Annotated in this window: 27 protein-coding genes; 17 read left to right on the top strand and 10 right to left on the bottom strand. The window is 38.4% G+C overall.

Translation table 11 applies throughout. The features are described from left to right. Nucleotides 1–175 precede the first annotated feature (175 nt). The 7 genes from ACFQ19_RS19215 (at nt 176) to ACFQ19_RS19185 (ending at nt 4505) form a co-directional block, all read left to right on the top strand. Entirely contained in the window at nt 176–367 is a 192-nt protein-coding gene (locus ACFQ19_RS19215) for a hypothetical protein (protein ID WP_379594352.1), read from the top strand. Nucleotides 368–523: 156 nt separating this feature from the next. Beyond that, on the top strand, nt 524–916 hold the full coding sequence (locus ACFQ19_RS19210; RefSeq protein ID WP_379594350.1) for a DUF4064 domain-containing protein: 393 nt from the start codon (nt 524–526) through the stop codon (nt 914–916). A 299-nt stretch (nt 917–1215) separates the two neighbouring features. Beyond that, on the top strand, nt 1216–1575 hold the full coding sequence (locus tag ACFQ19_RS19205; RefSeq protein WP_379594348.1) for a PadR family transcriptional regulator: 360 nt from the start codon (nt 1216–1218) through the stop codon (nt 1573–1575). Further along, complete coding sequence (locus ACFQ19_RS19200; RefSeq protein ID WP_379594346.1) at nt 1568–2326, top strand: HAAS domain-containing protein; 759 nt, start codon at nt 1568–1570, stop codon at nt 2324–2326. Before ACFQ19_RS19205 ends, ACFQ19_RS19200 begins: the two co-directional genes overlap by 8 nt. Nucleotides 2327–2507: 181 nt before the next feature. Further along, complete coding sequence (locus ACFQ19_RS19195) at nt 2508–3176, top strand: DUF1129 family protein (RefSeq protein ID WP_379594345.1); 669 nt, start codon at nt 2508–2510, stop codon at nt 3174–3176. Nucleotides 3177–3638: 462 nt separating this feature from the next. After that, nucleotides 3639–4175, top strand: a complete 537-nt coding sequence (locus ACFQ19_RS19190; RefSeq protein ID WP_379594343.1) for a DUF7010 family protein — start codon at nt 3639–3641, stop codon at nt 4173–4175. A 36-nt stretch (nt 4176–4211) separates the two neighbouring features. After that, on the top strand, nt 4212–4505 hold the full coding sequence (locus ACFQ19_RS19185; protein ID WP_379594341.1) for a TIGR04104 family putative zinc finger protein: 294 nt from the start codon (nt 4212–4214) through the stop codon (nt 4503–4505). A gap of 486 nt (nt 4506–4991) precedes the next feature. Here ACFQ19_RS19185 and ACFQ19_RS19180 read toward each other — a convergent pair whose 3' ends face one another. Both ACFQ19_RS19180 and ACFQ19_RS19175 read right to left on the bottom strand, forming a co-directional pair. Further along, on the bottom strand, nt 4992–6173 hold the full coding sequence (locus ACFQ19_RS19180) for an ABC transporter permease (protein ID WP_379594340.1): 1182 nt from the start codon (nt 6171–6173) through the stop codon (nt 4992–4994). Beyond that, nucleotides 6151–6873, bottom strand: coding sequence for an ABC transporter ATP-binding protein (locus ACFQ19_RS19175; RefSeq protein WP_379594338.1), 723 nt, complete (start codon nt 6871–6873; stop codon nt 6151–6153). Before ACFQ19_RS19175 ends, ACFQ19_RS19180 begins: the two co-directional genes overlap by 23 nt. A 229-nt stretch (nt 6874–7102) precedes the next feature. On the opposite strand from ACFQ19_RS19175, the gene ACFQ19_RS19170 reads away from it, so the two are divergent. The 7 genes from ACFQ19_RS19170 to ACFQ19_RS19140 all read left to right on the top strand — a co-directional run bounded on the left by ACFQ19_RS19170 (nt 7103) and on the right by ACFQ19_RS19140 (nt 14732). Beyond that, nucleotides 7103–8689 carry an ATP-binding protein gene (locus ACFQ19_RS19170; RefSeq protein ID WP_379594336.1) on the top strand — a complete coding sequence of 529 codons (1587 nt, stop codon included), beginning with the start codon at nt 7103–7105 and terminating at the stop codon, nt 8687–8689. A gap of 36 nt (nt 8690–8725) precedes the next feature. Further along, complete coding sequence (locus ACFQ19_RS19165; RefSeq protein WP_379594334.1) at nt 8726–9412, top strand: response regulator; 687 nt, start codon at nt 8726–8728, stop codon at nt 9410–9412. Between the two features lie 111 nt (nt 9413–9523). Next, on the top strand, nt 9524–10504 hold the full coding sequence (locus ACFQ19_RS19160) for a tripartite tricarboxylate transporter substrate binding protein (RefSeq protein WP_379594332.1): 981 nt from the start codon (nt 9524–9526) through the stop codon (nt 10502–10504). Between the two features lie 68 nt (nt 10505–10572). Further along, nucleotides 10573–11016, top strand: a complete 444-nt coding sequence (locus tag ACFQ19_RS19155) for a tripartite tricarboxylate transporter TctB family protein (protein WP_379594330.1) — start codon at nt 10573–10575, stop codon at nt 11014–11016. Between the two features lie 15 nt (nt 11017–11031). Beyond that, on the top strand, nt 11032–12531 hold the full coding sequence (locus tag ACFQ19_RS19150) for a tripartite tricarboxylate transporter permease (RefSeq protein WP_379594328.1): 1500 nt from the start codon (nt 11032–11034) through the stop codon (nt 12529–12531). Between the two features lie 35 nt (nt 12532–12566). Beyond that, nucleotides 12567–13940 carry an SLC13 family permease gene (locus tag ACFQ19_RS19145; protein ID WP_379594326.1) on the top strand — a complete coding sequence of 458 codons (1374 nt, stop codon included), beginning with the start codon at nt 12567–12569 and terminating at the stop codon, nt 13938–13940. 132 nt (nt 13941–14072) lie between these two features. After that, nucleotides 14073–14732 carry a ribonuclease H family protein gene (locus ACFQ19_RS19140; protein ID WP_379594324.1) on the top strand — a complete coding sequence of 220 codons (660 nt, stop codon included), beginning with the start codon at nt 14073–14075 and terminating at the stop codon, nt 14730–14732. A 106-nt stretch (nt 14733–14838) separates the two neighbouring features. Here the strand turns inward: ACFQ19_RS19140 and ACFQ19_RS19135 are convergent, their stop codons facing one another. Next, complete coding sequence (locus tag ACFQ19_RS19135) at nt 14839–17532, bottom strand: cation-transporting P-type ATPase (protein ID WP_379594322.1); 2694 nt, start codon at nt 17530–17532, stop codon at nt 14839–14841. A 439-nt stretch (nt 17533–17971) separates the two neighbouring features. Here ACFQ19_RS19135 and ACFQ19_RS19130 point away from each other — a divergent pair, with 439 nt between their 5' ends. Continuing rightward, nucleotides 17972–18181, top strand: a complete 210-nt coding sequence (locus tag ACFQ19_RS19130) for a hypothetical protein (RefSeq protein ID WP_379594320.1) — start codon at nt 17972–17974, stop codon at nt 18179–18181. A gap of 34 nt (nt 18182–18215) precedes the next feature. Here the strand turns inward: ACFQ19_RS19130 and ACFQ19_RS19125 are convergent, their stop codons facing one another. The 3 genes from ACFQ19_RS19125 to ACFQ19_RS19115 form a co-directional block, all read right to left on the bottom strand. Next, entirely contained in the window at nt 18216–19691 is a 1476-nt protein-coding gene (locus tag ACFQ19_RS19125; protein WP_379594318.1) for an MDR family MFS transporter, read from the bottom strand. A 331-nt stretch (nt 19692–20022) separates the two neighbouring features. After that, nucleotides 20023–20373 carry a hypothetical protein gene (locus ACFQ19_RS19120; protein ID WP_379594316.1) on the bottom strand — a complete coding sequence of 117 codons (351 nt, stop codon included), beginning with the start codon at nt 20371–20373 and terminating at the stop codon, nt 20023–20025. A 197-nt stretch (nt 20374–20570) separates the two neighbouring features. Continuing rightward, a complete protein-coding gene (locus ACFQ19_RS19115) occupies nt 20571–20741 on the bottom strand; it encodes a YfhD family protein (RefSeq protein ID WP_379594314.1) in 171 nt (56 codons plus the stop codon). A gap of 336 nt (nt 20742–21077) precedes the next feature. Here ACFQ19_RS19115 and ACFQ19_RS19110 point away from each other — a divergent pair, with 336 nt between their 5' ends. Further along, nucleotides 21078–21308, top strand: a complete 231-nt coding sequence (locus ACFQ19_RS19110) for a hypothetical protein (protein WP_379594312.1) — start codon at nt 21078–21080, stop codon at nt 21306–21308. 190 nt (nt 21309–21498) lie between these two features. Continuing rightward, a complete protein-coding gene (locus ACFQ19_RS19105) occupies nt 21499–21939 on the top strand; it encodes a GNAT family N-acetyltransferase (protein WP_379594310.1) in 441 nt (146 codons plus the stop codon). Between the two features lie 124 nt (nt 21940–22063). On the opposite strand, the gene ACFQ19_RS19100 is transcribed toward ACFQ19_RS19105, so the two are convergent. From ACFQ19_RS19100 to ACFQ19_RS19085, 4 genes are all read right to left on the bottom strand, one after another. Next, nucleotides 22064–22450: an ectoine synthase gene (locus ACFQ19_RS19100; protein WP_379594308.1), complete on the bottom strand. Its 387-nt coding sequence runs from the start codon at nt 22448–22450 to the stop codon at nt 22064–22066. A gap of 40 nt (nt 22451–22490) precedes the next feature. Continuing rightward, nucleotides 22491–23738 (bottom strand): diaminobutyrate--2-oxoglutarate transaminase, encoded by a 1248-nt coding sequence (gene ectB / locus ACFQ19_RS19095; RefSeq protein WP_379594356.1) that lies wholly within the window; start codon nt 23736–23738, stop codon nt 22491–22493. 46 nt (nt 23739–23784) lie between these two features. Further along, the gene (ectA, locus tag ACFQ19_RS19090; RefSeq protein WP_379594354.1) at nt 23785–24228 is read right to left on the bottom strand and encodes a diaminobutyrate acetyltransferase; all 444 of its coding nucleotides are present in this window, start codon (nt 24226–24228) and stop codon (nt 23785–23787) included. Nucleotides 24229–24673: 445 nt separating this feature from the next. After that, entirely contained in the window at nt 24674–25390 is a 717-nt protein-coding gene (locus ACFQ19_RS19085) for a polysaccharide deacetylase family protein (protein ID WP_379594307.1), read from the bottom strand. Nucleotides 25391–25938: the final 548 nt, after the last annotated feature.

Below are 25938 nucleotides of genomic sequence, written 5' to 3'. Positions count from 1 at the left end.
TTGCGGAGGAGAAATGTATCCAGAATATTATAATGGCATCCATGGACAGGAATACAAATTATCAGATGTTCTCTAATTTGGATAGAAAGAAAAGGACCGGGCGGGGTTTGCCCGGTTTTTCTTAATACGCTTATGAAGCATCCAAATGACATTTTGAAACAGGGAGTAATTAGCCATGAAAAAAGTAAAGATACATCCGCTGATTATTGCTGCCTTATTTATCAATACATTGGGAAATGGATTTTCTGCATATCGTCTTTATAGTGATGACCAAACAGCTTCTATTGCTTTAATGGTATTGTGTTTGTTTACATTGACTTTAGCTGTTTATGGTATTATTCGAAATCGGAAAATAAATGGAAAGTAAGGAGATGTCGAGCAGGTTCACGCTCCTTGGTTGGAAGGGAGGACGTTACCATTTTCCAGCATGGCGCTGCTTGTTTATTTTGTAGTTTTTATAGCGGCTTCAAGGGGAATATTCAATAAACGTGCCATCACAGGTCAATAGAGAGGAGGATAATTTATGAAAAGAACTGGTGAAATTGTATTAGGCATTATTGGAATTTTAGTATATGGACTGGTTACTGCTTTAGGCGGGTTTATGTTGTTTCTGCAAAATAATGAAGGCCTCCTTCAAGACGCAGTAGAGGAAACTCCCCAGGCCAGTTTTGAGGATTTGAATATGGTTATGGAAGGAATGGGAACTGGCGGATGGGCTCTTGTCATTACCTCCATTCTTGCGATTGTATTAAGTATTGTGGCAATGGTTTTGATTAAAGGAAATAAGCGGCCTAAAATTGCTGGTATCATACTCATTATTACCTCCGTTTTGGGAACCATTTTCACAGTAGGAATTGGTATCTTTCCAGGCATCTTTTTACTTATCAGCGGTATTATGTGCTTGGCTCGTAAGTGATTCCGGCTGAGCAATCTGTAGGATCAGGTCATGAAAAGAATCCATAATGGTTAAAAGGTAACCCATATGGATTCTTTTCATGAAATAGCCTCAGGTCAGTCTCCAAACAATGTCATCGATGAATATATAACGAAAATATGCCGGATTATCGGTTGAATGTATGCTATTATTAAGGAAATTTACCTTGCATTACAAGATAAATAAAGGTATACTGAACACAATATTACCATGTAATACAAGATATTTTTTTATCCATATACCTTGTAATGCAAGTTACTGTAAAAAGGAGGGGAGAAAATATGTCCTCAACACAAATGCTGAAGGGAATCATTGATGGCTGTTTGCTGGCAATTATAAAAAATAAAGAAGTTTATGGATATGAGTTGGCTGAAAAGCTGGGTGATTATGGGTTTGATTCTTTTAGCGAAGGAACGATTTATCCATTATTGATGCGAATGCAAAAAGAAGAATTAGTAACTTCAACGTTAAAAAAATCTACTGCAGGGCCAAAAAGAAAATATTACGCTCTGACTGGGAAAGGGGAGCAGGAATTAAAAAATTTCATTGAGCGCTGGGGGGCACTGCAGAACACGGTGAACAGTGTGTTGGATTATGAGACGGATAATGAGGTTATAAAAGGAGATGAGCAGGTTGAATAATCAATTTGAGCTTTCTAAAAAAAGCCAAGATTTCTTGGAAAACTTACGTGCGTACTTATTTTGGAGCGGAAAAAATGCGGACGAAGTAGAAGATATCGTTAAAGAGTTGGAAACTCATTTATCAGAAGCCGAAAAAAATGGAAAATCTGTTGAGAAAATTATTGGTCAATCACCAAAAGAATATATGGAAATGATTTCGAATGAAATGACTGTTGACTACAGAACGTGGTTTCAATACATTTGCATCATTATTTTTGGTTCGTTTTCATTTACGATTTTCCTTGATTTAGCAGAAGGAAATCTTTCCTATTCTATCTTAGAGATCGTCGGACATATTGTGATTGTTGCTGTATTTATTGCTACGCTTTTTCCTGGTGCGAAATATATTTCTACAGGTCAACATTTCATCAAAAAACAAGGAATTGTAATTGCAGGCATAGCAGTACTGCCAATGGTGCTGTTTGTTGGTTTAATTTATCTGAATCAAGTTATCGAGACACCTGTCATTCATTTTGGAAGTGCTAGAAGTCTAGCTGTTGGTATCATTACAGCACTTTTTATAATAGGGATATCCATTTGGGCAAAATCATGGATTCTAATCGTTATAATAGGAATGTTCACATTGCCGAATTATTTTCTTCATATAACATCACTGCAATATGAAACACAACTTACCCTGAGCACCATTATCTCTTTTGGAGGTATCGGTATTTACTTTTGGATATTGTCGAAGTTGGAAAAAAGTAAGTAAAAATAAGCGGTTGAAGTGATACGTACGCAGAAATAACTGTTGATAGAGTATTTAAATGCATATATTCTTCCAAATTCAGTTCAGTTGTTATGATAATTTCATGTAAACGCTGGAAGTAAAGATGTAATCATTCAATCCTAAATATTTATAAATAATGCATTTTTTCCAAGGAGGAAAATCAATGAACGCAAAGCAGATGATTGAAGAGAACAATCAAAAGCGAAAACAATTAACCGAAGAAAATGAAAAATATTATTCAGACCTTCTGCTGTATCTTCGGACAAATTGGCAAGTGTCAGAGGTGCATACAGAAGAGATATTGCTGGAATTGCTGGACCATTTGCTGGAAGGACAGCAAGATGGGAAGACAGCAAATGAAATATTTGGAGGAGACCCTAAACATTATGCTGATCAGTTAATTGAACAGCTTCCCAGAGAAAAAAAGAGGTCATGGTTTGCCTTTATGACCAACCAGTTTCTTGTGCAAATTGTCGTGTATATTTTGATTATTCGAGGTGTGGTATTACTGGTGCTGCCTCTGTTTACCGAAGTAAATGATCAAATCAATATTTTTTCCATGCTCATTACAGTTATATGTATAGGTGCCCTGATAATGGGAATCGCACGATATATTTTTAAGGTCATCCATCAGTCGGTCTTTAAAGAGAATCACGCAGAATGGAAAGATTCCGTGAAGGTAGGAGCAGCAGCTGCAGCAGGTATGGGCATCATTATTTTACTCAGTGTATGGATGCCTGAAATTGGACCCTCCATTCACTTTTCTTGGTGGATGTCTCTTCTTTTAGGCGGGGGAATATGGGTTATTTCTAAAATGATAAAAAGAAAATAAACGATGCTGGAAGTGTTAAATTGTCCCCGCTATTCATCTGAATAGCGGGGACAATTTAGATTTTAAGTTGATATTTATTTTTTCTACGATTATTTAGAAAAGTTTGGTACAATCATATTTAGTAGGTTCGAAAGGATCATTTTATGATTCAAATAATAAGTAATAAGAAAGGAGTCATCCATGTTTTTTCAAAAATCCAGCTGAACTGGTAAAGTATTATCGTTTATAGGGATATGGGTATTTGCCTTAGGTTTTGCATTCAATCAGAGATGGGGGCCTTTGGACGTATCTGATTTCTTTGCATCTTTTTCCATTCCCTTGATAATTACAGGTATTATTTTGTTAATTGCATTTAATTTCTTTAGAAAAAAGCGTCATGAATCGAGTGATTGAATGCGATAACACCGGTATTAAAATGGAGGTAGTAAAAATTAAAACCGATTTAGAAAAGAGGAGAAATTTTTGGAGTTGCATGAAATTAGAAATGAAACATACATTAAAGCAAAAAATGGAATCGGATTTTTATTAGCGGCAATTGTTATTTGGTCTATTGTTACTGTTATATTTTTACTTCCTGTGGATATACAGCAGAAAAATATCTTTATGCTGATTTCTACGGGAATTATGTTTCCTTTATCTATTGGAATATCTGTCGTGATAAAAGCCGATTGGCAGTTGAAGAGGAATCCGCTTGGCAATTTAGGTTTCATCTTCAATGTTGCTCAGCTTATTTATTTTCCCATTATCTTTTTTAGTATGATAAGCAGCCCGGAAAATGTGGTATTATTTTTTGCCATCATCACAGGCGCACACTTTTTTCCATATGGATGGCTGTACAATGCGAAACCTTTTTATATCATGGCGCCGGTTATTGCGGTTGTACTTATGATATTAGGGATCTATCTAAATGGAGCGCACTTATGGGTTATCCCTTTCTTTCTGTTGATCTGTTTATTGATAGCAGATTACAAGAAGAAGCACGCTTTTGTGGAATCATAAAGGAAAATGTTGTAAAGGAAGGGAGATGAATTCAAAATGAAACTTCCTTATTGTTGGAATTGCCAGCATCATTTTAAATTACGGGAGATTATTTTACCATGGAAGCAAAAATGTCCAGTATGCGGTAAGAAACAATTTCTAACCAAAGAAAGCAGGTTTAATACCAGCCTTTTCGGATTTATACCGATGACAATTATCTTTCTGTTTAATTTATTTGTTAAGCTCTCCACATTAAATATGATTATTATTGGATTATTCATCATACTTCTTTTCTTAATCATTGCACCTTATTTTTATAAGTTTACAGAAAACGAAGAGCCTATTGTATAATTTCATAGAATATTATTAAATGAAATTTCTTAATAGATTTACAATTTAGCGTATGTTGCAGAACAAGGACAAGATGTGCTTGAATGGTGGTATTCTAAAGAAGATAACATGATTGATGATATTGATTAGCTGTTATCTTCTTTTCCATACGCCGGAAAGATGGTTGAGCAGGGAGCCTTTAAAGGGTTGCGTTGCCTTACATATGGAAAAAGTCATCATCGTATGTTAAATTATATCATTTTTTATAAAGTTTATAACAAAGAAGAAGAAATTGATGTTATAAATATATTGCCATCCCGATCAAAACGAAAACGAATAAAATGAGCGTTGAACGAGAAGATTTAACAGATAATTTATTTGTAATAGGTCTAATTCTATTAAAAAACGCTTTCCCGCGAATACGTAGAAAGCGTTTGCCGATAAATATTTGAAATCCAAATAGAATTCACATTAAATTCTACACAATAAAGCAGCTATCTTATTCATTCACACCTTCCGATACCGCCGCATCCCCAAAATATTCAGCGTTACAAAAACAACAATAAATAAAACCAAAACAGCTAAGGGAATCATCATCTCCTCAAGTGTAAACCCTTTTAAGACCACATCAATCATTGCATTTCCTGCATAGTACAACGGCATAATCGGTGCAATCCACTGCAGCCAGGTTTCCATGGTATCTACATTCAGCATTCCAGAGAAGAATATCTGTGGAATAATGACGAGCGGGATAAATTGAATCATCTGGAACTCGCTGCTGACAAAGGTAGATAATAAAAGGCCAAGACCAAGGGCAACCAAGCTTAATAACATATTAATAATAAACATATTGGTAATGGAACCGGCGATTTCCATGTCTAAAATGTACACGGAATACAAGATAATCACAGCTGTCTGCAGCATCGCAAAAATCCCGTATCCGAATAAATAACCGAAGACAATTTCAGATTTTCGAATCGGCGTGGACAGTAATTTCTCCAGAGTACCGCTGCTTCTTTCCTTCAGCATCGACATGCCGGCAATCAGAAAAACGAAAAAGAAGACAAAGAAACTAATTAAAATCGGATTTAAAATGTCAAAAAAAGTATAGCTTTCATCGCCATAGATATAGTCAACGTTTAGCGTATCTTCATCCATATCCAGTTCGGAGTTCATATCTGTTTGGATGTTCGTATCTATATCCATATCTATAGTTTGAGCAATTTCAGGAGGAAGCTGCTCCATCATTTCTTCTACACCAGTGGACATATCTTCCATATGACTTATCATGTCATCGATATTTTCGGAAAGGTCGTTTAAGTTCGTTTCCATCACAGCTTGTGAACTGCCCTGGATAGCAGATCCTTCATCCATTGGATTATCATTCAGAAGGCTCAATGTCCATTCACCGTCTGATTCCTCAAGGACACCGCTGGCATTTCCTTCTTCCAAATAAGGTTTTATATCGACCTCGTTTTCTTGCTTCACGATAATATCATTGTCTTCTAAAATATCAATGACTTCATCGCTAACATTAACTGCTGCAATGGTTACTTCATCATCCGGATCAGGAAAAATATAATTCAGCAACGTAATGACAAAAATAGGGGCTAGAAATAACAATGCTAGAGTACGTTTATCACGAAGGACCTGTTTACAAATCCGTTTAATCAGCTGCAGCATCCGCATATGCTTGTTCCTCCAATTTTAAAAAGACTTGGTCAATATTGCTGACGTCAAACTTCTCCAATATTTCCTGCGGGGTACCATTCGCTGCGATTCCTTTATTTTTCATTAACAGCAGCTGATCGCATTTCATGGCCTCATCCATAATGTGCGTCGTAATTAACAGCGTGCTGTCTTTTTTTAAATCATGCAGCCGATCCCAGATACTTAATTTGAGTACAGGGTCAATCCCGACCGTCGGCTCATCTAAAACCAAATACGCAGGCTGATTAATCAAAGCAATTGCAAGTGACAAGCGGCGTTTCATCCCGCCAGAATAGTACGCTACCAATTTCTTTTTATCCTGTTCAAGCTGGACGAGATTCAGAGCTGATTGGACTGCCTTATTGGAAACCTTCTTCCCATACATATGAGCAAAAAATTGAATGTTTTCCAGACCGGTTAAATCATGGTATAGCGAATCACTTTGCGCCATATAGCCGATGTTATTTAGAAGTTTACGATTGGGAACCGTTGTATCATCGATTCGGATAGAGCCGGTGTCGTATTTTTCCATTCCCATCAAGCATTTAATCAATGTGGTTTTCCCTGTACCCGATGGACCAATCAATCCGGTAATTTGATTGGTGCTAATATCTATGGATACATCTTGCAGAACCGTTTGTTTTCCAAAGTTCTTAGTCATGTTGGCTAATCGCATCATAAAACAAAACACCTTTCATTTAAAAGTGAGTAATCACTCATTATAATATCAGAGTAATGGTAAGATGACAAGAACATTTACTGAGAAGTTATTTGTGTTAGGGAGTGTAATGTGCTGTTCACAGGTCTTGCGTGGATTGATGTTCCAGAAATATTCGTGTAAACTGACTAATGAACTCTGCTTGCTGAATCCTTGTTTGTTATTATTTACAGAAAATTAGGTGATAGATATGCTTCATCGATTATTTAATGTTTCCTTGCAAATTAAAATTACCGGATTATTATTAGGTGTTATTCTTGTGCTTATTTTGATTTTGTCAGCTTTCTATGCCTATTCGACCGTTGAGCAAATTATTTCGGAAAAGCATCGGCTGAGTATGCAAACTGCAAGAACAGTGTCTCTTTTGCCCTCGGTGACTGAAGCGCTGGAAGAGGAGGAAAATGATAATTCACTGCAATTTTTGACAGAACAGTTCAGTATAGAAAATGAGGCGGATTTTATTATTATTCAAAATAAAGAAGGACGTATCTTAACCCACCCGGATCCTGACCAGCTGGGCGAGATAAAGCCATTTAATGATGGTTTTAAAGCGCGGGTTTTTGGCGGGTATTATAATATGGAGTCCGATGAATTTATCGGTCCGTCCATTGTAGGTATCGCTCCTATTTTATCAGAGACGGGCACTGTCTTAGGTGTAACGACGATTGGTTATTTGAAAGCGGATTTATATACTTTAATATTTGATAGAATAAAATTCATTCTTTATATTTCCGTTGCTGTTATTGCCATCGGTATTATTTTGGGATATTTATTGGCGCGGCATATTCGTAAGGAAACGTTCGGATACGAGCCTCGGGAAATTGCTGCGTTATACAGCAGACATGATACGCTGCTTTCTTCATTGAATGAAGGGGTTGTTGCTGTTGATAAGGATTTCAAGATTATGCTGATTAATACGTCTGCACAGAACCTATTAGATGTAACGGATGCATATTTACACCAACCTATCCGTGACCTGCTTCCCAGTCTGGAATATAGCCAAGTCTATGAAACCAAAGATGAACAGCTGAACCAGGAAGTGTATTTACATAATAAATCACTGATTGTAAACTTAGTACCTATGTTTGCGCAAGGGGAATTTACAGGTTTGGTTGCGACTATCCGGGATAGAACTGAAATTACAGAAATGATTCATACTCTTTCCGAGGTAAAAAAGTACTCAGATGATTTACGAGCGCAGAACCATGAGCATTCGAATAAGATGCACCTTATCTATGGGATGCTGCAGTTGGGAAACAATGAACAAGTCATCGAATTGATTGATCAAGAAATGAATCAGATGGATAAAAATAACCGAAGTATCTTCAATCAAATAGAAGATAAAAATATCCAGGCAATTTTAATTGGAAAAATAGGCAGGGCTTCCGAGAAAAAAATTGAATTTATTATTGATGAAGCCAGCTACCTTTGTTCATTACCTTCCCATATTCAAGCAGTGGAGCTGATTACCATCATTGGTAATGTAATAGATAATGCTTTGGAGGCAGTCATAGCTGCACCTGAGCCATCCGTGCGTTTTTCTGCGATGGATATTGGAGAGGATATTATTTTTGAAGTGTCGGATAACGGCAGCGGTATGAAGGAAGAAGAGAAGGAAAGAGTTTTTCAAGCAGGATATTCTACAAAAGTTAATTATGATGAAAAAAGAGGTTTTGGTTTGTATAACGTAAAGGCAGCCCTCAATAAGCTGCACGGAAGTATGGAGATAGATACAGGTGGTCATGGAACGACAATAACGGTTTACATTCCTAAATAATAATAAAAGAGGATGTTCAAAAAGGAGATCTTGAAAATGATTCAGATTATCATTGCAGAAGATGATTTCAGAATTGCCAATATTCATGAGGAATTTCTTGGAAAAATGGAAGGGGTGCAAGTCGCGGGCAAAACATTGACTGGTGAGCAGACGCTCTCGCTGACACAAGAACAGAAGCCGGATTTAATATTGCTTGACATTTACTTGCCGGATTATTTGGGGACAGAATTAATCCCCAAATTAAGGGAAGTGCATCCTGCTGTAGATATTATGATTATAACAGCAGCAAAGGAGAAAGAATTATTGGAACAATGCATGCGCAAAGGGATTTCAAACTATTTGATTAAGCCGGTAAGTTTGGAACGTTTTACAACAGTCATACAAGAATACAAAAAACAAAAAGATGTATTGCAACAGACAGACTATATTGATCAGGACACAGTGGATGAACTGCTGTTTCCATCGTCGAATAAACAAACGGAGGAAGCCGATTTACCTAAAGGAATAGATTGGATCACTTTACAAAAGGTAAAGCGCATCATGGAGAATGCCGGTAAGTCCCTGTCAGCAGAAGAAATGGGTGAATCGATAGGGTCATCACGAGTAACTGCCCGCCGCTATTTGGAATATCTGGTTTCTGAAGGCGTGGTAAAGGTGGAGCAGGAGTATGGCATCATTGGGCGTCCGCAGAGAAGATACTTTTTACAAGAATCCGGATCATGAACACAATGTACAAAACATGGTTTAAATACTTTATTTCATTTAGTTTGAAAACGTTTACATTAAATCGCTTTCACCTTACAATTTATTTAAATAAATGAGGGGGGAATATGAATGAAAAAATATCTGGGATTATTCATTCTTATTGCATTGATTGTAGTCGCAGGTTGTTCTTCAGATAACAGTGAGGCTGAAGGAAATTTTCCAAATGGAAATATTGAATTTGTAGCTCCTGCTACGCCAGGCGGTGGATGGGATGCCACTGCACGAGCGATGCAGAAAATCTTAGGTGATGAAGGAATTATTGAAGAAAATATTAATGTATCGAATAAACCTGGCGGCGGGGGAGAAGTAGGCTGGCAATACTTGTCGGGACAAGATGGACATACGGTTTCCATTAATTCCAGTTTGCTTATCGCTAACAATCTTCTGGGACAAAGTGAACTGACTTATGAAGACTTTACACCATTGGCTATTTTGAGTACGGAGTGGGTTTCTGTAGCTGTTCCGCCGGATTCTGAATATGAAACTGGAGAAGAAGTGATGGAGCAGTTGAAAGAAGATCCGACATCGTTAAAAATTGGTGTTGGCCCGAGCTTAGGAAATAGTGATCATCTATCCTTTGTACAAGCTGCGCAAGAATTTGGCGTGGATGTTTCGCAAGTAGAATTTCTGGTCTATGAAAGCGGCGGAGATGTATTGACAGCGCTGTTAGGCGGTCATGTGGATGTGGCAACGATGTCCGTTTCTGAATCGAAAGAACAGCATCAGGCTGGAGAAATCAACATGGTTGCGGTAAGTTCCGAAGAAAGATTGGAAGGCTTGGAAGAAGTCGGTACATGGCAGGAGCAGGGAGTAGACATGGTGTTTCCTCACTGGAGAGGCGTTATGGGGCCGCCAGATATGACGGAAGAAGAAATTGCCTATTGGGATGAGACCATTGCTGAAATGACGGAAACAGAAGCTTGGCAAGAAGTCATGGCTAATAATGAGTGGGAACCTTATTACCATGACAGCCAGGAGTCACAGGAATTTTTAGCTGAGCAGACGGAAAGATTCGATGAGTTAATGACAGAAGCAGGTTTAATAGAATAAATACTCTATCGGGATGAATCTCGCATAATCGATTCATCCCGGATATAGAAAGTTCAGGAGGGTTGAATGTGGCTAGGTTAATTACGCCTTTATTTTTTTTAGTGCTTAGCATTATTTATCTTATTTTGACATTTAATCTCACAAGAGCACGAGTTGGTGATGAAAATGGACCGCTGTATTTTCCGCTTTTAATCGGAGGATTTCTGTTTCTTTTCAGTATTATTTATTTTATTCAGGAGTGGAAACAACGGGGAGAGAAATTTGACCAATTGAAGGAATTATTTACTGGAAGAGCTCCGTTTTTAATTATATCTACATTGGTTTTAATTTTTATATATACATTCCTATTTGAAAGAATAGGTTTTTTAATTTCCACAATGCTATTTTTAACAGGGCTATTATTTGTCATAAATGGAACAAAACCATGGATAAAAAACATAGTGATTGCCGTGATATTTTCTGTTGTATCTTGGTATTCATTCTCAGAATTACTAAATGTAAGCTTACCATAGAAAGGAGTATGTATTATGGGGGTGGATTTTCAAAGTTTTATGGAAGGGCTGACCACAGCATTGCAGCCTATGAATCTTTTATGGGTTTTAATCGGCGGATTTTTAGGAACGGTAGTTGGTATGCTTCCTGGATTAGGACCGGCTACAGCAGTAGCTGTGTTAATTCCGATCACTTTCGGTATGGATCCGACAAGTGCATTAGTACTTATGGCAGCGATTTACTACGGGGCTATGTATGGTGGTTCTAGAAGCTCGATTTTACTTAATACACCGGGGGATGGTTCGGCTATTGCCGCTACATTCGACGGCTACCCAATGTCACAAAAAGGCGAGGCAGGAAAGGCATTGACCATTTCGGCAATTGCTTCTCTGATTGGCGGGACGATTGCCATTATAGGTTTTATCTTACTTGCGAAGCCGTTAGCATCCTTTGCTCTTAATTTTGGACCGGCAGAATATTTTCTCTTGTTTGTATTTACGCTGTCGGCAATTGTATCTCTTTCCAGAGGGAATATGGTGAAAGGGTTTATTTCGATGAGTATCGGATTGCTTTTAAGTACGATTGGAATCGATTTGCAAACAGGTGTACATCGTTTTACATTTGATGTACCGCAGCTGAGTGAAGGGATCGATTTTCTAGTTGTAATTATCGGGATTTATGCGGTAGGGGAAGTACTTTATAATCTCATAAATATTGATAAAATTAAAAAGCAAAAAAGTAAAGTTGGAAAGAAAGGCATATCAAAGGATGATTGGAACCAGACGAAATGGCCAATGTTGAGGCAGGGACCGATTGGATTTGTGATTGGTGTTCTTCCAGGTGCAGGCGGCTCGATTGCGGCTATGCTCAGTTATACAACGGAACAACAGTTGTCTAAGCATCCTGAAAAATTTGGTAAGGGAGCTATAGAAGGTCTGGCAGCTCCTGAATCGTCCAACAATGCTGCTTCTGTTGGGACATTTATCCCGCTTCTGACGATGGGTATTCCTGGGTCTGGAACGACAGCAGTTATTTTAGGGGCTTTAATCATGCTGGGATTACAGCCTGGGCCGCTTCTGTTTGAAAACAACCCGGAAACGGTATGGACATTAGTGAACAGTATGTTTATCGGCAACCTATTTCTAGTGTTAATCAATATTCTTTTAATTGGATTACTAGTAAAGATTTTGGATACACCTCCAAAAATTCTTTATCCGTTGATATTGGTGCTGGCTTTTATCGGTACCTATACATTAAGTTACAGTATCATTGATTTCTATATATTAGTTATCTTTGGATTAATAGGTGTCATGATGAAATTGCTGAAGTTTCCAATTGCTCCATTAATTCTTGCAGTCATCGTGGGTGCGGATATGGAACAGAACTTTAGAAAAAGTGTCGTTTCCTACGATAATGTGTTTAATGTATTAGTTGCATCACCAATCACTATCTTTTTGGTAGTTATGACGATTCTGTCCATTTGCTATCCTTTCGTTATCAGCTGGATACAAAAACGTAAAAACAAAAATGCATAAAATGAAGATGTCCTTTCTTGATGAGGAGGGATGAAATGAAAAAGAACATCTTGTTGGCTGTTTCTGCATTACTTTATATTATATTTTTCATTTTTGGTGCAGATTGGGGTCTTGAAATAAAAGCAGTGGGAACACTTTTGATTATCCAGATTCTATGGATAGGGAGGGTGTTCCCCTTAGCTTTCAGTTCCATTTTATTAATATTGCTGCTGTCTTTTCATTTCACCTCATATGATGAGGTGCTAAGTTACTTGGGTTCTAGTTTGGTCTGGTTATTATTTTCCACATTTATACTGGCACATGCATTTGTTCGTACTGGTTTAGCAGGAAGAGTAGCTCTTTCTATTTTAAACCTTGCTAAAGGATCCAGCAGATTACTGCTTTTGTTATCCTTTATCATGATGTTTGTACTGACTGTATTTATACCGTCCAATATCGGAAAAGGCAAATTAACCAGCGATATTCTGGATGACTTAGTAAAAAAATTAAGCGAAATACAGCAAACAGCAAATTTAGGGAAATCATTTTTTATCGGAACGGCGTATATTAGTCCCATTTCAGCTGCGTTTGTTCCTACTGGTGCCAGTTCCACTATCTATGCGTTCGGGATGTTTTCCTCTGTTTCTGGTGAGATGAACTATATTCATTGGCTTATTTATTTCAGTTTTCCAATGTTGTTGTTTGTGTTCATGCTTTGGATTTTGTTCCAAATCATATTTCCAATGGGGAATGTTGACCAGCACATGGTCAGGAAGTTGGTATATTCCAAAAAACAAATGCTAGGTAAATGGAGTAAACAAGAAATAAAGATGGCATTTATTATTGCCTTTACACTTATATTATGGCTGACGCATGCATGGCATGGATATTCCATTCCGCTTGTCGGAATGTTGGGAGCCGCGTTATCTGTTCTCCCCTATATAGGAGTGATGGACTGGGATAAAGCAAGAACGGCAATTGATTGGGACATGATGCTGTTTTTTGGATCCACTTTAATGTTATCTAATGTGCTGATTGATACTGGAGCAATGAATCAATTTGCAGCCTGGATAACAGGAATTTTTGCACATGTTCATCCAGTTGCAGTCATCGCCGGTTTATGTATACTTATCGCTCTGGCAAGATTATTATTTGTAAATGTGCTGGGGTTTTTAACAATTGCTTTGCCGCTTGCTTTGATTTTGGGGGAACAAATAGCAATGTTCAGTTCTTTGGAAGTGGCCATGGCTGTTTATTTAGTCGGCATTCCAGGATTTTTATTCATCACACAATCTCCGGTGCATTTAATTACGTATGCATACGGTTATTACAGCCAAGGTGATTTATTTCGTACAGGAATTCCGGCAATGGCAGGTTGGCTTATTATCGTTTTTCTGAGTATCTTTTTTTATTGGAAGCTTATTATTTAAAAAGTGCGGCCCGCTCAGGCAGCTGATTTCATGTGCTGGATTCGGATTATTGGATAAACACAGGGGGAAGGGAATACTATGAAGATAGGAAGCACCTTTTCGTTTCCCAACATATAAACCGGAGGCAAAATGATGAAAGTACGAATAGAATGCACTTATCAGACACCAAAAGGGATTGCTGCAACTTTTACTTCTGAAGAGATGGACGCGTCAAAAGCATTAGCCATTGTTGAAGATTTCAAGAAAACGGGACGTATGAAAAATATAATATTCTTCGATTTTCAGGAGCATACGTGGAGTTTAAAAGAATTACGTAAGCAGATGGAGGAGATTCAAACCGATCCGCATAATGTAACTGTTTATTTTGATGGGGGATTTGAGCGTGAAACAAGCCATTCCGGTTTGGGATGCGCCATCTACTATCAGCAGAATAATACCTTTTACCGCTTGCGGAAAAATGCACTGGTGGAAGAGCTTTGTTCGAATAATGAAGCGGAATACGCTGCATTGCACTTGGCACTGATGGAATTGGAAAGGTTGGGTGTCCATCATCTGCCTGTTTCTTTTTATGGTGACTCCCAGGTTGTCGTAAATCAGTTAATGGGAGAATGGCCGTGTTATGAGGAAGAATTAACAAAATGGGCAGAACGAATTGAAAATAAAGTGAATCAATTAGGAGTGACCCCAGAGTACATGCACATTTCGCGTAAGAAAAATCGAGAAGCGGATCGGTTAGCTACGCAGGCATTGGAAGGAATGGAAATAACAAGCAAAAAAGAACTGTCAGAGTGAGACAGGGAGGGAATTTTCTGCTTCTTTTGCATAATTGCAGTATCTGATGACAATAACACTAATAACGTTTAAAAAGACAAGGAAGGTGATCCTTGTCTTTTCTATCTTATTCTTTTGCCTTTTCTTTGTTTAGCGCTGCTTTGGCAGAAATCTTCCGGGTAATATACTTCTCGATTTCAATAATGATAAAGGTCATTAATCCAATGAGAAAAGGATATATCCAGTATTGCGCCTCGATAGGATATAAATCAAATACATTCCTTAAGAATGGAATATACGTTACCATTAATTGAAGAACAATCAGTACGCCTGCAAGCATAAAAGCAATCTTGTTGGAGAAGAAATCTTTATTAAATGCAAAATGCCGTTCGTTCCGGACATTAAATAGATGGAAAACCTGTGCAATGACAATAGAATGCAGCGTAATTGTTGTAACCTGTTCGTGCGTATAGTGTTCCGGATCACCGAGCAGGGTTACATTCATGGTCATAATCGCTCCGCCGACCAGTAAGGATACTAAAATAATCCGGAAAATATAGTAGGGACTAAGCAGTTTGGCATTCGACGGACGCGGCGGCCGCTCCATTGCTCCAGGTTCCAGTTTTTCAAATGCTAATGCGAAAGAAACGGTTACTGCTGTCACCATATTTACATAAAGGACTTGAATCGGGGATAGCGGCATGTTCATTCCGACGATTAAAGCAGAAACAATCAAAAATGCTTCCGCGCCATTGGTTGGCAGGATAAACAGGATCGTTTTCTTCAAATTATCGTAAACACGCCTTCCTTCCTTCACGGCATTGACAATGGTATTAAAATTATCATCGACCAGCACCATTTCGGAAGCTTCTTTGGAGACTTCGGTTCCTTTGATGCCCATGGAAACACCAATGTCTGCGCGTTTTAAAGCAGGAGCATCATTAACCCCGTCACCTGTCATTGCGGTAATTTCTCCATTTTCCTGCATAGCGGTTACCAGCTGTAATTTGTTTTCTGGACTGGTACGGGCGAAAACATCTACGTGTTGGGTTGCGGTCTGCATTTCTTCTTCCGACATTTGGTCCAGTTCGCGCCCCTCGAGAACATTGTGTTGTTCGGTAATGCCCATTTGTTTGGCAATAGCAAGCGCTGTCGCCTTGTGATCGCCTGTAATCATTTTCACCTGGATGCCCGCTTTTTTACAAACTTTCACCGCTTCAATGGCTTCTTCTCTTGGAGGATCGAGAATGCCTGCTAAACCAATTATGTTCAACCCTTCACAAATATCTTCATGATCGATTTCCATTTTATCGGCTGCTACATATTTATACGCAGCTCCGATGATCCTTTCGCCATTGCTGGAGCGTGCGAGCATTTTAGCTTCCCAAAGATTACGTTCCTCGGAACCTTCTGCCAGGTCTGCCATATCAAATAGCCGGTCTGGGGCTCCTTTGACATAAATGATTTTCTTTCCGTCTTTTTCCACAAGTCCTGCCATATATTTATAGCTGGAATCAAAAGGAATTTTAGAGAGGATGGGAAGCCGGTCTATATCCTGATTTGCTTTTTCTGCCAGTGTGACCAGACAGCCTTCTGTCGGTTCACCGCTGATTGTCCATTCTTCCTCGTCATCTTTTCGCAAATAGGCATCGTTTACCGTTAATACATTGCTTAAAAACATTTGTAATTCTTGATCTCCTGCAATATTTACTTCTTGGTTATTTTCAAGGATTTTTCCTTCTGGTGCATATCCTGTCCCTGTAATATCTAAGCGTCTGTCAGATAGTTCAATGGATTGGACGGTCATTTCATTTTTGGTCAGCGTTCCTGTCTTATCCGAACAAATGACAGTTACTGCTCCGAGTGTTTCTACAGACGGTAAATTACGCATAATGGCCTTGTTTCTGGCCATAATCTGCATACCTAATGAAAGAATAATGGAAAGAATAGCAGGTAAACCTTCCGGGATAGCGGCAACAATTAAGCTGATAACGTAAAGCAACAGCTCTCCGATGGGATAGTCATAGAAAATTGCTGCAAAAACAAACAATAAAGCTGCAATGCTGACAATAGCGATGGATATCATTTTTCCGAAATGTGCTGTTTGTTTTAGTAAAGGTGTTTTTAATTCTTCCACTTCTGCAATCGACTGATTGATTTTACCGATTTCCGTATTTGCTCCAGTTGCTGCAACAATCCCTTGTCCAGAACCGGATACAACCGCTGTACCGGAAAAAGCCATATTTAACCGGTCGCCAAGAACCGTATCTTCCGCCAGGGTTTCTGTATTTTTTTCGACGGATGTCGATTCTCCAGTAAGAGGGGATTCTTCTATTGTCAGCCGGCTGGTGGCAGTTAACCGTAAATCTGCGGGAATTTTATCTCCAGGAGACAATAACACGATATCGCCCGGCACGAGATCGCTTGAAGCGACTTCCTTGCGCTCCCCGTCACGAATAACTGTAGACTCAAGCGAGAGCATCTTTTTAATGCCTTCCAATGCTTTCTCGGCTTTGTTTTCTTGGAAATAGCCGATAACAGCATTAATGAGAACAACCAGTAATATGACAATTGTATCTGCATAATGTTGTAAAACAACCGTAAGGACAGCTGCAATTAATAAAACATAAATTAATGTATCATTAAATTGGCGTAAAAATTTTAACCATTTTGGATCCTTATCTGGTTCTGGTAATTCATTTGTTCCCCATTTCTGTTTACGTTGTTCTATTTGTTCTTTATCTAATCCATGGTTTCTATTTGTCCCTAGCTCCGATTCCACTTGTTCTGTTTGTAAGTTAAACCATTTTTTCTGTGCCATAAGCACGAACTCCTTTCATCCCGGTTCCGTCTGGTACTTTGCGTGAACTAGCATTCAAACGTTTTAGAAAGTTTAAAAGTGAAAACGAAATGGATAACTGTTGTTATTATCAAAAGTTACCGTTTTATTCCAATTTACACCATCATTCATCACCTCTTTTATAAGATAAATGTATCCTCACTTATAATGATGAGGCATAAGAAGGAACCATTCAAGTACAACAGGACAAAAAATTTCGACAATTTCGTGATATTCTTCTGGCTTATACAGCAGGAATGAATGCTTTTAAAACTCGGAAATAGCAGTTAGTATTTGAAAGCAATTATAGCGAAGAGATTGTAATAAATAGAATCAAGTATAATAATCGAAATATTTTTTATTATTATTCTGTATGTTAGTATGAGAGTAAATGGAATCAGTGGGCAGGAGCTGTTATACGATGTTATGGTTCATTTTATTGGCTATCTTCATTTTAGGATGCTATCTGATTGTAAAAAGTCCAACCAGAGGATATAAGATACTAGGATATGTTATTATCGGATTCGCATTAGTATTTGTAATTGTGATCTTATCCAGTGTTGGCGTTAGAACGAACAACATAATTAATGAGCAGCCTTCAGAAGAGGGAGCTTCAAGAATTATTGATTAAAATAAGGAAACCGGGCAGAATTTGTCCGGTTTCCTTACGGTTCTTTGGATAGCATATCTTTTGGGAAAAACCACAATATAACAAAAGTCAGTGTACCAATTAAAAACAAGCAAAAGAACACGGTATGAAATGCATGTGTTAATCCATCCTGCATCAAAGCAAGTGTTTCTGGTGAGAGGGTCTCTCTTATCCCTTCATTTAAGACGGCATCTGTATTTGGCATATCCTCTATTGCCTGCTGCTGATAATATTGCTGCAGGCGCAGATTCAGAATACCGCCGAGCAGTGCAGTACCAATTGCGCTGCCAATAATACGCATAAACATATTTAAAGAGGTAGCGGAACCTCTTGCTTCCCAGGATACACTATTTTGTATCGCGACAATAAACGTGGTTGATGTCAGTCCCATCCCTATTCCAACGACAAATGAGCTAAAACCAGCATAAATCGGTCCTTTATCAGCATCAAGCAGGAAAAAGAAAAACGTACCGGCGAATAAAGCGATGCCGCCAAGAAAGGCTGTTTTTCGAAAGCCGATCCGTAATACCAGATGTCCCGCGAGTGTTGATGCGATGGGCCAGCCGATAGATAAGGTACTTAAAGTGAAGCCCGCCACAATCGCTGATTCGCCCATGACTCCCTGCACATAAGTAGGAAGAAAGCTGCTTAAACCCAAAATAATCATCCCAGAGAGCAAGGTAGCGATATTGGCAATGACCATTAATTTGTTCTTCCATAAGGATAAAGGCATCATCGGTGCAGCGCACCTTTTCTCCTGCCAAATAAACAAGGAAATACCAATGACAAAGAGGCTGAGCAGCCCGAGCGTTTCCGGTGAGAGCCAAGCCCAATTTGTGCCTGCCTGTACAAATACGATAATCAACGCAGATATGGCTATGAAAGAGAAACTTGCCCCAAGGTAATCAATGGTTTTCTGTTCTTTATCCACTTTTTCATGAAAGAACAGAACAACACCGGCCAATCCAATAAGACCAAGCGGGATATTCATCCAGAAAATCCAAGCCCAGTCCACGTATTGAACGATCATTCCTCCTAAAAGTGGGCCTGCAACAGAGGAAATGCCCCAGACACTTGCTAAGTATCCCTGTACCTTAGCTCGTTCTTCTAAACGATACATATCACCAACGATCGTAGTTACTATCGGATGTATAGCACCGGCTCCAAGTCCCTGGATAAGCCGAAACACGACGAGGGCAGTCATGCTTTCTGCTAACCCGCATAATAAGGAACCTATTAAAAATATAATGACACCGATGACAAAGATTGGTTTGCGCCCGAATAAGTCGGCTAATTTGCCATATACCATCGTAGTGACTGCCTGCATTAATAGAAAACTGGAAAAGACCCAGCTATATAATGTGAATCCACCCAGATCGGATACAATGTTAGGCATAGCGGTGGCGATGATGGTTCCTTCAATTGCTGCCATAAACATAGATAATATCAAGGCAACAAGCACGATAGGTCGTTTTGTTTGTTTATGTACCATTCATTTTCCTTCCTTTGTATGAACCATTTCCTTCTTTACAATGCAAAATTCTGTCTGATTAATAGCTGGTATTTCAGCTGATATCGAAAATCACTTCGAGTAAAGTACGATACTGTCATCTGATTAACTTTATTGTAGCAGATGCTTTCTTATTTTGTAAGATTTGGAATACGAGTTTCATAGTTTGCGCTGTATACATAACAATTCATTTTTCGGAAGTTTTATGTAAAAAAACATACAGGAGCTGTTCATAAAACGAACGACTCCTGTATGTTTTCATTCTATAAGGATGTTATATAAACTTGTAAAAAGTACTTTTCCTTCTTGCATTTTACACCAATTCTATCTTATAAACGCCGCGATTGGTGGAGATGAAAAACTTTTGTCCATTAAATTCAAATAGCGAATCATCTTCTAAAGGAATTTCATAATGAGATGATGGAAGCGGCGTATCGCTCATTGTCGGCAGTGCTTCTATTTGACCATCTCCATGTAAGAGTAAACTATGTTTTGGTACATAATCATCAATTCTGCGTGTATTTTGGTCGTAGGATATGCTTTGCAGATGGATTACTGTTTGATCGATGTCGTTTATTTCATGCTTTGTAATCTGAACGGTTCTTCCGTTCCACTGTTGAATCTGCGTATTAAACGCTTCAATAGATAAAAATCCATGTTCCATAGAGCAACCCCTCCTATACATAATCTCTCCTGTATGCAACGAAAATATACAAAAGGAAGCAGGAATATAGAAACCAAACTCTTGCCAGGTTGAATGAACTGTGTTCTTAGATAATTCTGTGTTCATTGAAATTGAAGGAAAGGAGAGGGCAGAACGAAAGGAGTCCTTTCAAGCAAGGAACTCCTTTCGTCTATAAGTTATTTGTCATGTGCCCGTTTATCAGCAGCTTGGCTTCTTGCTTGAGCTTCTCTATCTTCTGCGTCAGCAAATTCATCAGCAAACTCGACATCAATGCCGTCTGTTTTCTGATTTTTTGGCGTTTGTCCTAAAAAATTATTTTTTCGTTGCTTATGCTCATCTCTGCCCATTTGAAACACTCCTTTTATACTGTATAGACAATGAACTGGTCTGTCATTGTCTTGTCCAGACAGGTTGAAAGCCGGTGCACTCGAACTGCCATGTAACGGCGACTCTGCAATATCGCTTTCGTTCTAAGCTGCCTAAGAAAACCTGCACGGACACAACTGTATTTTTAACCGATTTACGATACTTATTCCTTTTTACAATCGAAAAACAACATTTCTTGTGGCTATTATGCGGATTGGTTGCAAAATTTTGTTCAAGCAACAATTTTCGAATAATGATGTTTAATAAGACCGTAAAAAAGGAATAAGAAAAGTAAAATGACTGTGAGGTGAGTTAGAATGTCCAATAAAGACAAGCGTTCTTCCAAGGGCGAGAACTCCAACACGAACGAGAATCCCAACACGAATGAAAACACCAACACGAGTAAAGAGAAAAGACCGCATTTTGATGAACATGAGGAACAATTATTTGTAGATGATGTTCCCTTGGAGGATTTAAAAATAGAAATTAAAGATGAGAAACGAAAGACGAAATCAAAGAACGATTCAGAAAGTGAAAGAAAACATTAACAAAAACCATAGGAAGCCTGGATTATAAAGACCCTGAGCATGAATGTCTGCTGAGGGTCTTTGCTATGATTAAAAATTATTATGTATGAGCGTATCGTAAGAAAATGAATATAGAATCGAGACAGAAGTTGCTGCTATGATATGCTATGAGAGATCATGTTTTTATTCGATTTTTGGGGGGGTAGAAAGAATGCAGTGGAGAAAGGCGAATAGGGAAGATTATGCTGCCCTGGTTCAATTATGGGAGCAATCCGTTTTAGCAACACATGATTTTTTGAAGTCTAAAGACAGAGAAGAAATGAAAACAGAAATTCCTGCTTATTTTCCATATTTAGATATAAAATTGTGGGATCAAGATGAGAAAATGATTGGATTTTCCGGTGTGAACGATACGAGTTTGGAGATGCTGTTTTTACACCCGGATCAAATAGGAAAGGGGTTTGGCAGCAGTATTTTAAATAAACTAATACAAGAAGACGATATTAAATTCGTAGATGTAAATAAGGATAATACATCCGCTGCCGCTTTTTATTTCAAGCATCGCTTTCAAGTGATTGGAGAGTCCGAACAAGACGGGCAGGGAAGACATTATCCGCTGCTGCATTTGGGGTTGGAAGAGATCACTAAATAAATGATATCCATGTTTTTTGGCAAAGGAAAAACGTAAGATATCTGGCGATGAATTACTCTTATTCATAAGTAAAACAAACACCTGATACGAGAGAGATCTCTTATCAGGTGTTTATCAAGTTAACCTATTCTGTTAAAAGCGGGTAATACCCTTCTTCATTATGCGTTTCAGTTCCAACTAAAGGAGGATTGAACACACACACCATGCGCATTTGCGTACGAGCGCGAAGACGGTGTTTATCGTTTTCGTCTAAAAGATACATTGTTCCGGGCTTAATCTGATACACGTCCCCCGTTGCGATTTTTTCAATTTCTCCTTCGCCTTCGATGCAGTAAACTGCTTCAATATGGTTTTTATACCAGAAGAAATTATCTGTTCCTGCTTTGATGATAGTGTCATTCATGCTAAAACCTACACCATCTTTATTTAGAATAAAACGGCGGCTTTCCCAATTTTCGGATTTTGTTTCCGCTTCTGTTCCAAGTAAATTTTCCAGTGATTTTACAATCATTGATTTATTCTCCTCTCAGCAAACGGTATTTCTTTTATATTTATTGTTTTAGTACATGTTTTATACTATCTTCCAGAATCTTTAATCCCTTTTCCAATCCTTCTTGATCTATAATCAATGGCGGCAGGAATTTTACTACTTCATCGTCAGGGCCGGAAGTTTCTACAATCAAGCCGCGATGAAACGCTTCTGCACAAATGTCTTCTGCCAAACCTTCTTTGTCGATGGAGATACCTTGCATGAGACCTCTGCCTTTAGCTTCTCCGTTTAATTCTGGATATTGGTCAATGAGTCGATTGATTTCTGATTTTAAAAATGCGCCTTTTTCTTGTATAGCATGAGCAAATTCATCATTCTCCCAATTTTTCAGCGCTTCGGTTGCTGCGATAAAGGCCATATTGTTGCCGCGGAAAGTTCCGTTATGCTCGCCAGGACCCCATTGGTCATATTCTGATTTGATTAGCGTAATCGCCATCGGCAGACCGATGCCTCCGATGGATTTAGACAGGCAGACCACATCCGGTTTAATTTCTGCCGGTTCAAAGCTGAAGAAGGTGCCAGTCCGTCCATTTCCAGCCTGTACATCATCTACAATCAAAAGGATATCCCAGCGTCTGCATAGTTCTTCCACTTTTTTCAGCCATTCCATACGTGCAGCATTTATTCCGCCTTCTCCTTGTACCGTTTCCAGAATAATTGCAGCAGGAAGTGCAACACCGCTTCCGCTATCTTCTAAAAAGCGATCCAAATAAGCAATCGAATCATGGTCCTCCACATAGTTATCAAATGGCATTGAAACAGCGTGGTGCAATGGTATACCGGCACCATGACGTTTGAAGGAGTTTCCAGTCACGGACAACGAACCAATCGTCATTCCGTGAAATGCGTTGGTAAAGCTGATAACCGTTTCCCGGCCAGTTATCTTTCTGGCAATTTTCAATGCGCTTTCAACTGTATTTGTGCCAGTAGGGCCAGGGAACATGATTTTATAATCCAGATTTCGCGGCTTGAGAATAACCTCATTAAAACGCTCCAGAAAATCTTGTCTTGGAATTGTAGCCATATCAAGGCTGTGAATCACACCATCATTTTTAATATATTCAATTAATTTCTCCTGCATCGCATCATTGTTGTGGCCATAATTCAATGTGCCTGCACCTGCGAAGAAATCAACATATTCTTTTCCATCTGTATCCCACAGCTTATAGCCTTTCGATTTTTCAAAAACAGTCGGCCAGCCTCTGCTGTAACTTCTTACTTCTGACTCTAAATTTTCAAACGTTTTCATTTTCGCATCATTTAATGTTGCCGTTGTCAATGAAATCATCCTTTGATTATTTATTTTCTGTCGTAATCGGTCCAATCGTAAATAGTAACTCATCTTCGTGTTCTTCCTCTTGATCCGGAAAATCTTCTGTTACGTAGCAGTCGCTGATATGGCAATCCGTATCCAGCTTTTTAGCGAGACCTTTAAATAGAGATTGGGAAGGTCGATTAGATGGGGAAACGGTTGCTTCCACATAATGAATATCTTTACAAGTTTCACGCTTTAATAATTGGCGCAGCATTTTCGTTGCTAATCCGTTACCTCGAGCAGAAGCATCTACAGCAACTTGCCAGATAAATAGTTTATTCGAATTATTCGGATTTTTATACCCGGAAATAAATCCAAGCGTTTCTCCGTTTTTTTCTGCAACGATGGAAGTTTCTGAAAAGATATCACACCACATTAAGTAACTGTAAGAAGAATTGAGATCAAGTACTTTCGTATCTTTGATTAGTTCCCAAACAGCTGCTCCGTCATCCTTTGCAGGTGCGCGAAAATAAAAATCGGTTTCTTTTTCAATCGTTAATGTCCCGTCATTTGTAGTGTTTGTATTAATGCTTTCACCTCCTGAGTGGATTTTTTACTTACCTATATAAGACTAACACATGCAGAAATAACGTCAAAAAGCATAAAACGGGAAATAGCGTGATTATTCATGATGAGAGGGGATGCGTATCAAATACATGCCATTGACTATCAATAGCTTTGAATATAATCGAAATAAGCCGTTTTTTACAAAGAAGGGATAAAACAAATTAAAAAATGATAATGTTCTTCTTTTATTGCAAATTTTCATTTTCGGAAATGGGCTGTAAGTTACGTTACTTTTATATAGAATAAAAAGAGCAAGCAAACTTGTTACAAAGATAGGGAGTCGGTATTTGGATTGTACAGCTTTATTTTTCATCCAGTTCTTTCATTTCAGAAAGTGTCACGGTTTCGTATCCATGCTCTGTTAGATAATCAAGAATAAGCGGAAGTGCCTTCACGGTTTCTTCCCTATTACCACCTGCATCATGGAAAAGAACAACATCTCCTGGAGATACATTGTTAATGACATCATCAGCAATCGATTGATAGTCTACGTCACTCCAATCTTTTGTATCCTGATCCCAGGACCATAAAACAACGGATAGTTGATTCTTTTTCGCTTTATCAACAATTGCATTATTATATTCACCGCCAACGGGCCGAAAAAGCTTGGGCCGGTTTCCTGTAATGGCGTATATGATATTTGAGGTTTCCTTCATTTCTTGTCTTAGTCTAGATAACTTTGTAGTGTGATCATAAGTATGATTACCAATTTCATGTCCTTCTGAAAATTGCCGGTAAAGAATATCTGGAAATTTTTCTGCATGAGCACCGAGTACAAAAAAAGTAGCTTTTGCCTCGTAATCCGCTAAAATATCCAGAACAGCTGGAGTATAAATTGAGTGAGGACCATCATCAAATGTCAGAGCGATCACTTTTTCCTCTGTTTTAGCATCCCAAAAAATATCTCCATCTTTTTCATAATCAAATCTATCTTTTGCATGTATTGGATCTTGGGCTAATAAGAAAAAACAAACAGTTAGCAGGAAGTAAGTGACGGTATGTTGTATTTTTTTCTTCATTTAACACCTCTAAATTCTGATTAATAAACTCATGGCTATAATCAATGATTAAATGTTTTTATTATTATTTGTTGGATATAACTTTTTCATTCGATATGAATACATGAAAAATTTGGGGAGGGAAGGTGATGTTAACTAAGAAGAAGTATTTTACAAAAATTTCCATAATAAAATGTACAAGCTCCTATTTGTGATTTTATGTTTACTTATTGGTAACAAACTTTCGCACCTTAAAAAGTAGTTTCATTTTCAGAGAAACAGGAGTTGATCGTTCCTTTGTTAACTCCCTCGACAAGAATAGAAGGTAAAGTGTAAGGCTACCGCTGCGACGGACCGCTTTGCTTTCCTAGGGGCACGCTCTTCAGCTAACTTTTGCCAAGAAGTGCACTTGGCAAAAGTGGATCTTCAGAGGGTGCTGATTCCTCAGGAGTCAAAACGGTCCGCCTCCGCTAGTGGGATGTTCTATACATGAAATAGTTGAACAAATAAAATCATTTAACTCCATTAGGATGTTATTTCTTCCAAAAGCTGTAGCATCCCATCAGAGC

This window comes from Oceanobacillus locisalsi, assembly GCF_042675985.1.
In the GTDB taxonomy this organism is placed as follows: domain Bacteria; phylum Bacillota; class Bacilli; order Bacillales; family Amphibacillaceae; genus Oceanobacillus; species Oceanobacillus locisalsi.
This window is presented reverse-complemented; position numbering and strand designations above follow the sequence as displayed.